At 72.0% G+C, this 11,788-nt stretch carries 10 protein-coding genes; 4 read left to right on the forward strand and 6 right to left on the reverse strand.

Going from position 1 to position 11,788, the window contains the following annotated elements; all coding sequences use genetic code 11:
* Positions 1–25: 25 nt before the first annotated feature.
* The 6 genes from ABZ896_RS35380 to ABZ896_RS35405 all read right to left on the reverse strand — a co-directional run bounded on the left by ABZ896_RS35380 (position 26) and on the right by ABZ896_RS35405 (position 5,551).
* A complete protein-coding gene (locus ABZ896_RS35380) occupies positions 26–1,519 on the reverse strand; it encodes a cytochrome P450 (RefSeq protein ID WP_360938210.1) in 1,494 nt (497 codons plus the stop codon).
* 100 nt (positions 1,520–1,619) lie between these two features.
* A complete protein-coding gene (locus ABZ896_RS35385) occupies positions 1,620–2,240 on the reverse strand; it encodes an ATP/GTP-binding protein (protein ID WP_360938213.1) in 621 nt (206 codons plus the stop codon).
* A complete protein-coding gene (locus tag ABZ896_RS35390; protein WP_360938216.1) occupies positions 2,221–2,655 on the reverse strand; it encodes a DUF742 domain-containing protein in 435 nt (144 codons plus the stop codon). The genes ABZ896_RS35385 and ABZ896_RS35390 overlap by 20 nt, the downstream gene beginning before the upstream one ends.
* A complete protein-coding gene (locus ABZ896_RS35395) occupies positions 2,652–3,059 on the reverse strand; it encodes a roadblock/LC7 domain-containing protein (RefSeq protein WP_360938219.1) in 408 nt (135 codons plus the stop codon). Before ABZ896_RS35395 ends, ABZ896_RS35390 begins: the two co-directional genes overlap by 4 nt.
* Positions 3,056–4,654 (reverse strand): ATP-binding protein, encoded by a 1,599-nt coding sequence (locus tag ABZ896_RS35400; RefSeq protein WP_360938222.1) that lies wholly within the window; start codon positions 4,652–4,654, stop codon positions 3,056–3,058. The genes ABZ896_RS35395 and ABZ896_RS35400 overlap by 4 nt, the downstream gene beginning before the upstream one ends.
* Positions 4,655–4,915: 261 nt before the next feature.
* Positions 4,916–5,551, reverse strand: a complete 636-nt coding sequence (locus ABZ896_RS35405) for a TetR/AcrR family transcriptional regulator (RefSeq protein WP_360938225.1) — start codon at positions 5,549–5,551, stop codon at positions 4,916–4,918.
* Positions 5,552–5,777: 226 nt separating this feature from the next.
* On the opposite strand from ABZ896_RS35405, the gene ABZ896_RS35410 reads away from it, so the two are divergent.
* The 4 genes from ABZ896_RS35410 to ABZ896_RS35425 all read left to right on the forward strand — a co-directional run.
* Positions 5,778–6,602: an urea amidolyase associated protein UAAP1 gene (locus ABZ896_RS35410; protein ID WP_360938228.1), complete on the forward strand. Its 825-nt coding sequence runs from the start codon at positions 5,778–5,780 to the stop codon at positions 6,600–6,602.
* Positions 6,599–7,195, forward strand: a complete 597-nt coding sequence (locus ABZ896_RS35415) for an urea amidolyase associated protein UAAP2 (protein ID WP_360938231.1) — start codon at positions 6,599–6,601, stop codon at positions 7,193–7,195. The genes ABZ896_RS35410 and ABZ896_RS35415 overlap by 4 nt, the downstream gene beginning before the upstream one ends.
* Positions 7,192–10,698, forward strand: a complete 3,507-nt coding sequence (locus ABZ896_RS35420; protein WP_360938234.1) for a 5-oxoprolinase/urea amidolyase family protein — start codon at positions 7,192–7,194, stop codon at positions 10,696–10,698. The genes ABZ896_RS35415 and ABZ896_RS35420 overlap by 4 nt, the downstream gene beginning before the upstream one ends.
* Before the next feature lie 13 nt (positions 10,699–10,711).
* On the forward strand, positions 10,712–11,788 hold a 1,077-nt coding region (locus tag ABZ896_RS35425; RefSeq protein ID WP_360938237.1), incomplete at its 3' end, for an amidase family protein.

Consider the following 11,788-nt stretch of genomic DNA (forward strand, 5'->3'; position numbering starts at 1 on the left):
GGTCACGGGGTAGGGTCACCGGCTCTCATTCGCCGCGCCACCAGCGCAGCAGGCGGCGGAACACGCCCGGCCGGGGGGCCGGTTCGGGCGTCGGCGGTGGGGTGGGGGCGGGAGCGGGCTCGTCGGCCGGGACGGCGGGCTGCGGATCCGTCGGCCGGGTCCGCACGGAGCTGACCTGCCAGTCGTCCGGGCGCTGCCGCGGCAGCGGATTGATGTCGGGCGGGTCCGAGACGTCCTGCCGGGGCTTGGGCGCGAACTTCACCGGCAGCTCCACCAGGTGCCGGTTCCCGATGGACGACCGCCAGCTCAGCTCGCTCTCGTCGCAGGCCAGTTGGATGTCCGGAACCCGGGTCAGCAGCGCGTCGACGCCGACGTCGGCGATGGCACGGCCGATGTCCTGGCCCGGGCACTCGTGCGGGCCGCCGCTGAAGGCGAGGTGCGAGCGGTTGCCCTGCATGTTGGCCTTGAGGTCGGGGCGGACCCGCGGATCGACGTTGCCCGGCGCCATGCCGAGGAGGAGGCCGTCGCCCTCGCGGATGCGCTGGCCGCCCAACTCGGTGTCCTGCTTGGCGAAGTAGGCGAAGACGGTGCTGAACGGCGGCTCGTCCCACAGGGACTGCTCGACCGCCTCGGGCACGGTCATCTGGCCGCCGTTCAACTGGGCGCGGAAACCCGGGTCGGTGAGCACCATGCGCAGCGCGTTGGCGAGGAGGTTGGCCGTGGCCTCGTAGGCGGCGAGGAGCACCACCCGCAGGTGCTCCCTGAGCTCGTCGTCCGTGAGGCCGGCCGGGTGCGTGACGAGGTGGCTGGTGAAGTCCTCCTCGGGCTGGGCGCGGCGGCGGGCGGCGAGCCGTCCGAGGACGTCCATGACGTAGGCGTGGCTGGCGAGCGCGGTCTCACTGCCCTTGAGGCAGTCGCGGGTGGCCTGCACCAGCCGGTCGCCGTACTCCTCCGGCATGCCGAGGATCTCGCAGAGCACCGCCATCGGCAGATGCTCGGAGAACTGGCTGACCAGGTCCGCCCGGCCCGCCTCGCAGAACTCGTTGACCAGGTGCTGGGTGGCGCGGTTGATGTGGCGGCGGATGCCCCGGTGGTCGATGGTCGACATGGCCCCGGTGACCGCGCCCCGCAGTCGCAGATGCTCGTCGCCCTCGGCGTGGGCGCAGATCGGCTGCCAGGCGAAGTACGGCATGAGCGGGTGGTCGGGCTTGACCGTGCCGTCCTGCATGGGTGTCCACAGCCGGCTGTCCTTGCAGTACTGCGAGGGGCTGCTCACCATGTGCAGGTTCTCGGCGTGTCCGAGCACCACCCAGATCGGCACGTCGTCGTGGAGCAGCGCGGGGGCCACGGGGCCGTGCTCGGCGCGCAGCTCCTCGTACACCGCGCCCAGGTCCTCCGCCCCGGGCCCGTACAGCCGCCGCAGCCCGCCGGGGCCGCGAACGTGTGCCGGACAGCCGGGGGGCGGGGCCGTGGTGGGCTCGTCCGTTCCGGTGGGGAAGAAGAGGGGTTCACGCGTCACGATGGTCGCTCCGAAGCTGAGGTGGATCCGGTGGGGAGGAGGTCATGAGTCGTGGGTCGGGGTCAGGTGCGGGCGCCGTCCGGCGCCTGAGGCGGGTGGCTCACGCCGGCGCCTTCGCCAGCGCAAGGCCGTGCAGGAAGCGCATCAGCGTCATCAGGACGTCCCGGCTGGAGGCGCGGCGACGGGCGTCACACTCCATGATCGGGATCTCCGGGGCGAGGTCGAGGGCGGTGCGCAGCTCCTCGATGTCGTGACGGGGGCCGTCCGGGAAGGTGTTGACGGCGACGACGAACGGCACCCCGCGCTCCTCCAGGCGCCCCATGACGTCGAAGCTGACCTCCAGGCGGCGGGTGTCGACCAGCACGACGGCGCCCAGGGCGCCCTCGAACAGGCCGTTCCACAGGAACCAGAAGCGTTCCTGGCCCGGGGTGCCGAAGAGGTAGAGCACGAGCTGCTCGGTGATGCTGATGCGCCCGAAGTCCATGGCCACGGTGGTGGCCGTCTTGGTCTCCGAGCCGTAGTTGTCGTCCACCCCGACGCCGGCCTGCGTCATGGTCTCCTCGGTGGTCAGCGGTTTGATCTCGCTGACCGAGCCGACCATGGTCGTCTTGCCGACGCCGAAGCCGCCCACGATGACGATCTTCACCGCCGCCTGGGCGGTCTGCGGGAGGTGGTCCTCGGTCCGTGGACCGGGAAGGGTGTCAGAGCCTTTGAAGTCCATGCATCACCGCTTCGAGAAGGGAACGGTCGGCCAGCGCCTGGCGGATGACCGGGGCGCGCGCCGTCACCATGTCCGCCGCCACCAGCTCGGTCAGCAGCACGGCCACGACGCTGAACGGCAGACCGAGATAGGCCGACAGCTCGGCCACGGACAGGGGTGCCGTGCACAGCCGGAGCAGCGCCGCCTGCTCGGGCGTGGCGGAGGGCGGTGGGTCGGCGCGCGCCACGATTAAGGTGACCAGGTCGAGGTCGGAGCGCTCGCCGCCGTCGGGCCCCGCGATGACGTACAGCCGCTCGGGGTTCTTCTTCGGCCCCTCCGGTTGCTCGCCGTCCGAGGCGGACGGAGGCGGGGACGGAGGGACGACGGGCTCGGGCTCGGCCTTCGGGAATCGCCGCCGGCGTTGCGGAGGCGTCATACGGTCTGCCCGTTGCGCCGGGGCGGGCTGGTGAGATGGGCGCCGATGCGCACGACGAGGTCTCTCATGCTGGCGCTCATGTGCCCGGGTTCGGTGATGATGTCGGAGAGCACGGCGAGATAGGCGTTGGGCCCGGCGGCCATCAGGTAGAAGTAGCCCCCGTTGATCTCGATGAGGACCATCTTCATCTTGCCGTCGCTGCCCGGGATCTCCTGGGCGACCGCCCCGGCCAGGCTCTGCAGGCCCGCGCAGGCCGCGGCCACCCGGTCGGCGGCGTCCGGGTCGCCGCCGTAGCGGGCGATGCGCAGGCCGTCGGACGAGAGCACCACGATCATCTCGATGCCCGGGACGCCTTTGGCGAGGTCCTGGAGCATCCAGTCGAAGTTGCCTCGCTGCTGGATCACTGGAGGTTCCCCTCGTTGTCGGCCTCGGTAGGGGCCGGTTCGTCGGTCGGCTGGGTGACTGCGTCGGGAGCGGGGCGCTTGAGTCCGTCCATGAACGCGGCGACCCACTGGCCGGGCGGCGGCTCGGGGGCCGTCTCCTCCGGCTCGGGTTCGGGCTTCCGCTTGGCGCTCGTCGACCAGATGGTCGGCCGGCCCTCGCGTTCGGCCTGCTCGATGGCCGCCTGTTCGGCGTACCGCTGGCTGAGTGGGGTCTTGACCCGGCTGCGCCGCTGGGGCAGGCCGTTCGCCGTCCACTCGGTGACCTCGGGGACGTCGTCCTCCATGGAGATCGGCGTCGTGAACTTGGGACTGGTGGGGCGGCGCTTCTTGATGGTGCGCTTGGGCCCGGGGAGGGCGCCGAGCTCGGCCTGCGGCGCGGCGGTGGCGCCGATGCCGTGGGCGAGGCCGACACCGGGCTCGTCGGTGAGCATGTCGCTGGGCACGACGAGGATGGCGCGGACCCCGCCGTACGCGGAGGCGCGCAGCGAGACCTGCATGTCGTACGTCTTGCAGAGCCGGCCCACGACGGCGAGGCCCAGGCGCGGCGTCTCGCCGAGGTCCTGGAAGTCGACGCCCGCCATGGCGCGCTCCAGCATGCCCTCGGCCCTCAGGCGCGCCTCCTCGCTGAAGCTGACGCCGGCGTCCTCGATCTCGATGGCGACGCCGGTCTGCACCTCGGTGGCGGTGACGTGCACCTTGGTCTGGGGCGGGGAGTAACGGGTGGCGTTGTCGAGGAGTTCGGCCGCCGCGTGGATGACCGGCTCTACGGCGGTGCCCTTGACGTTGACCTTGGCGATCGAGGAGAGGTCGATGCGCCGGTACTCCAGGATCCGGGACATGGCGCCGCGCAGCACGCTGTAGAGCGCGACGGGCTCGGGCCACTGGCGGCCGGGGCGGCCGCCGCCGAGGACGGAGATGGAGTCGGCGAGCCGGCCGATCAGCGCGGTGCCGTGGTCGATCCGCAGGAGGTCGTCGAAGACCTCGGGGTTGCGGCCGTGGTCCTCCTCCATCTCCCGCAGTTCGTTGGCCTGTTGGTGGACGATGGCCTGGACGCGGCGGGCGATGTTGACGAAGGAGCGCTGCGCGGAGTCGCGCATGACCTCCTCGGTGTCGACGATGTGGAGCACCGTCCTGAGCAGATCGGTCTGCGCCTTGGGCAGTTCCGCCCACGCCGGGTCGAGGTCACCCAGTGAGCGAATCACCTCTCCGGGGGAATTTCCGCGGCGCATCCAGTGCAGCGCGGCGGGCGTGATCTCCTTCGCGAGGCGGGTCATCTCCTGGTCCTGGCCGGCGATCCGCCGTTCCAGATACGCGGTGTGACGGCTCTGCTCGGCGCGCAGGGCCCGCAGGGCACGGCCACGCCGTACCGCCTCGGCGGCCACCGCGATCACCAGCAGTGTGGCCGCGGCGCCGCACCAGCCGACGGCGGCCCTGGCCGGTTCCGTCACCGCGGCGACGGCGGCCCCGGTCGCCGCGGCCATGACTATGGCGGGCAGCAACAGTACGCGCGCGTAGGGAAGTTCACGGCGTCCTGGGGGGGATTGAACACTCACCATGTGGGCCCTCTGAAACGGATCGACGGGGAGTCGCACATATAGGGAACAAGCGCACGAATACACATCAACTCGGTGCGCTGCGGGCGAGCTTAGTCCGACCGGATCATCGCCGTGTCATATTCAGCAAGCGCCTGAAACGGGCATAGCGACTGGAGTACCCTCAGTCCATTTACACACTGAGCCATCAATCGCACACCCAGCGTCACGGCGTACAGGCGTGCGGGATTCACTCACCGTGACGGGTGAAGGACGGCCCGGGCCTCAGATCCCGGCGATGCGCAGGGCCGCGTCGGCGGTGGCTTCCGCGAACACGGAGACCGGCCGCTCCGGGTCGGAGCGGTGCACCAGGATCACGCCCTCGATCAGTCCGAAGACCAGATCCGTCCGCAGGTCCAGCTCGGACTCGGCCAGCACTCCGCCCGCCGGTGTCGCGGCGATCAACTGCCGGTAGGCGTCCTTGAGTTCGCCCCGCACGGCGTGGAACCCGGCGAACCGCTCGGCGCGCACCTCGGGCAGCAGGTACAGGCCGCCGAGGTTGTACGGCCCTCCGCACAGCACCTCGACGTCGGCGCGGCACAGCTCCCACAGCCGCCTCTCGGCCGGGACCGCGTCGTCGGCCAGCAGGTCGCGGGCGTATGTCAAGGAGGGGGTGACGGTGGACTCCAGGAGTTCGGCGAGGAGTTCCTCCTTGCCGGAGACGTAGTGGTACATCGACGCCTGGCGCATGCCCGCGCGCTCGGCCACGGCCCGCGTGCTGGTGGCGGCGTAGCCGAGGGTGGTGAACAACTCCGCGGCGGCGGTGCGCAGTTCCTCCCGCGGCTCCAGCCCGCTGTCCGGCCGCCGCGCGGCTCGTGGCCTGCCGACGCGCCGTCCCGGACCCGCACCCGTCGTACCCATGTCTCGATCCTCGCACACGGCTGACCTGCGTGAACGCCGGGCGATCCGCGGAGGCCGGCGGTGAGGAGCCGGTAACAGGGCGGCAACCCGCGGGCAACTCCGACGACGCGCCCGCCGCCTAATTTCTGTCGAGCGACAGAAATACCGTGCGGCAGAACTGTCGTGCGACAGAACTGTCGTGCGGCACAGACACCCCCTCAGGAACCCCTCAGCCGGAGGTCTGGCGATGGCCACAGAGACCACTTACGGAGCCCGCGACCACGCCCGCGCCCAGGAGGGCACCCGCGCCGAGGCCATGCCCGTCGTCCCGGCCGCCGACTGGCCGGCCCCGCCCTGCGAGGCGGGCCACCTGGTGTGGGCCGAGACCGTCGCGGGCGGCAACTACACGCACCGGGTGCTGGCCCGCGGCACCGAACTGCGCCTGACCGACCTGCGCGGCGACGCCTGCGCCCACCTGCTGCTGTACTCGGCGGACCGGCCCTGGGAGCGGCTGAACGTCGCCGACACGGTCAAGGTGCAGTGGAACGCCTACCTGGGCGAGGGCCGGCTGCTCCTGTCCGACCAGGGCCGCGTGCTGGCGAGCCTGATCGCCGACACCTCCGGCCGCCACGACGCCCTGTGCGGCACCTCCACGCTGGCGCGCAACACCGGGCGCTACGGCGACGGCACCCCGCAGAGCCCCTCCCCCGCGGGCCGCGAGCTGTTCAAGCTGGCGGCGGCGAAGAACGGCCTGGAACCCCGGGACCTGCCCCCGTCGCTCTCCTTCTTCCAGGGCGTGCGAATCACCGAGGACGGCTCCCTCGACTTCACCGGCTCCTCGGGCCCGGGCGGCAGCGTCACCCTGCGCACCGAGCAGGACGTGACCGTGCTCCTCGCGAACGTGCCGCACCCGGCCGACCCCCGCCCCGACTACGTCAGCACCCCGCTGGAGGTGCTCGCCTGGCGCGCCGGGGCGACCGCGCCCGGCGACCCGCTGTGGGACGCCAGTCCCGAAGGCCGCCGCGCCTTCCTCAACACCGCCGAACTCCTCGCCGCCAGGGGGCTCGTATGAAGACAGTGGTTCCGGCCCGCGCCGCCTGGTCCTCGATCGTGCGCGAGGGCCAGACACTCACCATCACCGACCTGCACGGCAACCAGGCCGTCGACTTCCTCGTCTACGACGCCCACGACACGTCGGTCCGCTACAGCGCGCCCGACACCATCCAGGCCCAGGGCGGCATCTTCCTCACCACGGGCAGTGTGCTGATGTCCAACGAGCACACCCCGCTGATGACGGTCACCTCCGACGACGTGGGCCGCCACGACACGGTCGGCGGCGCCTGCTCCAAGGAGTCCAACACCCTGCGCTACGGCCATCACACCTGGTCGCAGCACGCCTGCGTGGACAACTTCCTGGCCGAGGGCGCGAAGTACGGCCTCGGCAAGCGCGACCTCGTCTCCAACATCAACTGGTACATGAACGTGCCGATCGAGCAGGACGGCACCCTCGGCATCGTCGACGGCATCTCCGCCCCGGGCCTCTCCCTGACCCTGCGCGCCGACCGCGATGTCCTCGTCCTGGTCTCCAACTGCCCGCAGATCAACAACCCTTGCAACGGCTTCGACCCGACGGCGGTCGAGATGACGATCGAGGCGGCTCGATGAGCTTCGACACGCTTCTCGTCGCCAACCGGGGCGAGATAGCCGTCCGGATCATCCGCACCGCCCGCGAACTGGGCCTGCGCACCGTCGCCGTGTACTCCGACGCCGACCGCGCCGCCCCGCACGTCCGCCTCGCCGACCAGGCCGTGCGCCTCGGCCCGGCGCCCGCGAAGGAGTCGTACCTCGACACCGACCTGGTTCTCAAGGTGGCCAAGGACTCGGGCGCGGGGGCGATCCACCCGGGCTACGGATTCCTGTCCGAGGACGCCGAGTTCGCGCGCCGGTGCGAGGCGGCGGGGATCGTGTTCGTCGGCCCCACGCCCCAGCAGCTGGAACTGTTCGGCGCCAAGCACACGGCACGGGCCGCGGCGGAGGCGGCCGGGGTGCCGCTGGCTCCCGGGACGGGACTGCTTCCCTCCCTCGAAGAAGCCCTGCGGCAAGCCGAGTTGATCGGCTATCCCGTCATGCTCAAGGCGACCGGCGGGGGCGGCGGCATCGGCATGTCGGCCTGCCGCTCCGCCGCCGAACTGACCGACGCCTGGGAGCGGGTGCAGCGCGTCGCCGCCGCCTCCTTCTCCTCCGCCGGCGTCTTCCTGGAACGGCTCGTCGAGCACGCCCGCCATGTCGAGGTGCAGGTCTTCGGCGACGGCGAGGGCCGGGTGGTGACCTTCGGCGACCGCGACTGCTCCCTCCAGCGGCGCAACCAGAAGGTCGTGGAGGAGGCACCGGCCCCGGGCCTTCCCGACCACGTACGCACCCAACTCACCGGTAGTGCCCGTGACTTGTGCGCCTCCGTCGGCTACCGCTCGGCCGGCACCGTCGAGTTCGTCTATGATGCCGCCCGCGAGGAGGCCTACTTCCTGGAGGTCAACACCCGCCTCCAGGTGGAGCATCCGGTCACCGAGGAGGTCTACGGCGTCGACCTGGTCGCCTGGATGCTCCGCCTGGCCCGTGGCGAACGGGACGTCGTCGTCGACCCGGGCACCCCGCGCGGCCACGCCGTCGAGGCCCGCCTCTACGCCGAGGACCCCTCACGCGAACACCGGCCGAGCGCGGGCCTGTTGACACGGGTCGAGTTCCCCACCGGGGTCCGCGTCGACGGCTGGGTGGAGACGGGCACCGAGGTGACCACGTCGTACGACCCGATGCTCGCGAAGGTCATCGCGTACGGCCCGGACCGCGCGGCGGCGCTGCGCCGGCTGGACGAGGCCCTGGCCCGCACCCGCGTGGACGGCATCGAGACCAACCTGGGCCTGGTCCGGGCAGCACTCGCGGACCGCGACTTCATCACCGCCGCTCACTCGACTGCCACCCTCGCCACGGTCACCGACCCGACCCCGCGCATCGAGGTGGTGTCCGGCGGCACCCTCACCACCGTGCAGGACTGGCCGGGCCGCACAGGCTATTGGCAGGTCGGCGTGCCCCCGTCCGGTCCGATGGACGACCGCTCCTTCCGCCTCGGCAACCAGGCGCTGGGCAATCCGGAGAGCGCCCCCGGCCTCGAATGCACGCTCCAGGGACCGTCGTTGAGGTTCTCCCACCCCACGACGGTCTGCGTGACGGGCGCCCCCGCCGCCGTCACCGTGGACGGCACGCCGGTCCCCCAATGGGAGCCGGTCCAGCTGCCCGCGGGCGCGGTCCTGGAGGTGGGCACCCCCACCGAACACGGCCTGCGCACCTACGTGCTGGTCGCGGGCGGCCTCGACGTCCCGGCCTTGCTGGGCAGCGCGAGCACCTTCACGCTGGGCCGCTTCGGCGGACACGGCGGCCGGGCGCTGCGTACCGGCGATGTCCTGCACGGCGGCGCGGCCACCGAGGGCACCCCGGTCACCGACCGACCCCCCTACACCTCCACCTGGCACATCGGCGCCGTCGAAGGCCCGCACGCCGCACCGGAGTTCTTCACCGAGGACGACATCCGCGACTTCTACGCGGCCGAGTGGAAGGTCCACTTCAACTCGGCGCGCACCGGTGTCCGCCTGGTCGGCCCCAAGCCCCGCTGGGCCCGCACCGACGGCGGCGAGGCGGGCCTGCACCCCTCCAACATCCACGACACCCCGTACTCGGTCGGCGCCGTCGACTACACCGGCGACATGCCGGTGCTGCTCGGCCCGGACGGCCCGTCGCTGGGCGGCTTCGTGTGCCCGGCGACCGTACTCAGCGCGCAACGCTGGAAGTTGGGCCAGCTGCGCCCCGGCGACACCGTGCGCTTCGTCCCGGTCGACGTGGACGGCTCACCGCGCCCCGAGATCGTCGACGGCGGCATCCTCGCCCGCGACGGGGACATCACGTACCGCCGCAGCGGCGACGACAACCTGCTCGTCGAGTTCGGCCCCATGCAGCTGGACCTGGCCCTGCGGATGCGTGTCCACGCGCTGATGGAGGCGGTGTCGGAGGCGGGCCCGGACGGCATCACCGACCTCACCCCCGGCATCCGCTCGCTCCAGATCCAGACGGACCCGGCCCGCCTCCCCCAGCGCGAACTCCTCGCGGCGGTAAGGGAGATCACCGCAGCCCTCCCGCCCACCGACGAACTCGTCGTCCCCTCCCGCACGGTCCACCTCCCGCTCTCCTGGGACGACCCGGCCACCCGCGAGGCGATCGCCCGCTACATGGCGGGCGTCCGCGACGACGCACCCTGGTGCCCCTGGAACATCGAGTTCATCCGCAGGGTCAACGGCCTGGAGTCGGTGAACGACGTGTACGACACGGTCTTCGACGCGGAGTACCTCGTACTCGGCCTGGGAGACGTCTACTTGGGCGCCCCGGTCGCCACCCCCCTCGACCCGCGCCACCGCCTGGTCACCACGAAGTACAACCCGGCCCGCACCTGGACCGCCGAGAACTCGGTCGGCATCGGCGGCGCGTATCTGTGCGTCTACGGCATGGAGGGCCCCGGCGGCTACCAGTTCGTGGGCCGTACGACCCAGGTGTGGTCGCCCTGGCAGCAGCGCGGCGCGTTCGAGCCGGGCTCGCCCTGGCTGCTGCGCTTCTTCGACCGGATCAAGTGGTACCCGGTGGACGCGGACGAACTCCTGGAGCTGCGCGCCGACATCACGTCCGGCCGCTTCGTGCCCCGCATCGAGGAGGGCACCTTCTCGCTGGCCGACTACGAGACCTTCCTCACCGAACACGCCGACTCCATAGCGGAGTTCAGGACCCGCCAGCAGACCGCCTTCGCGGCCGAACGGGATGCGTGGGAGGCGGCCGGCGAGTTCGCCCGCGCCGAGGCGGCCTCCGCACCGGCCGCCCCGGCGGCCGAGGTGACCGTCCCGCCGGGCGGCCGCCTGGTGGAGGCCGAATTCGCCGCCTCCGTCTGGCAGTTGAACGTGGAGCCGGGCGACGAGGTGACCGAGGGCCAACCCCTCCTGGCCCTGGAGGCGATGAAGATGGAGTCCAGGGTGCACGCGCCGATGGCAGGTGTGGTGGCGGAGATCCTGACCAGGCCGGGCGACCAGGTGGACGCGGGGACGGCGCTGCTGGTCCTGGCCCCGCCGACGAACTGAAAGCGATACGAAAATGACCAAGACCGTCTCCCGCGTCCGCGCCGCCTACGCCCGCATCGAGGCCGTGGACCGCCCCGAGATCTGGATCGACCTGCGCCCGCAGGAAGAGGTCGAGCGGGAGGCCCGAGCGATCGACAAACGCCTCGCGCAGGGCGAGCAACTCCCCCTCGCCGGACGCCTGTTCGCCGCCAAGGGCAACATCGACGTGGCGGGCCTGCCGACAACGGCCGGCTGCCCGTCGTACGCCTACGAGCCGCAGGCCGACGCCCCCGTGGTCGCCGGTCTCCGCGCGGCGGGCGCCATCGTGCTCGGCACTACGAACCTGGACCAGTTCGCGACGGGCCTGGTCGGCACCCGCTCCCCGCACGGCGCGGTCCGCAACGCGTACGACCCGTCGCGGATCAGCGGCGGCTCCAGCTCCGGCTCGGCGGTCGCCGTGGCCCTGGGCATCGTCGACTTCGCCCTCGGCACCGACACGGCGGGCTCGGGCCGGGTCCCGGCCGCCTTCAACGGCATCGTCGGCCTCAAGCCCACCCGCGGCCTGGTACCGACCGAGGGCGTGGTGCCGGCCTGCGCCTCGATCGACTGCGTGACCGTCTTCGCCCGCACCCTCCCGGAGGCGGAGCAGGCCCTGTCCCACATGACGACGGGCGCCTCGCCCACGCTCCCCGGACGGGCACCCGGCCCCTGGCGGATCGCGGTCCCGCCACGCGAGCAGCTCGGCGAACTGGACGAGGGCTGGGCGGAGGCGTACGAGGCCGCGGTGGCACAACTGGCCGCGGCGGGCGCGTCCCTGCGCGAACTGGACCTCACGCCGTTCACGGAGGCGGCGGCGATGCTCTACGAGGGCGCGTTCGTGGCGGAGCGCTACACGGCGGTGGGAGCCTTTGTCGACAAGGCGACAGCCGAAGGCGCCAAGGACCTGGACCCCACGGTCGCCGGCATCATCACCCGAGCCCGCGACATCCCGGCCCACCGCCTCTACGCGGACCTGGACCGCCTGGCCGGCCTGCGCGAGAGGGCCCTGGCGGAACTCGCGGACGCGGACGCCCTGCTCCTCCCCACGACCCCGGGCCACCCCACCCTCGCG

Source organism: Streptomyces sp. NPDC047072 (assembly GCF_040643855.1).
In the GTDB taxonomy this organism is placed as follows: domain Bacteria; phylum Actinomycetota; class Actinomycetes; order Streptomycetales; family Streptomycetaceae; genus Streptomyces.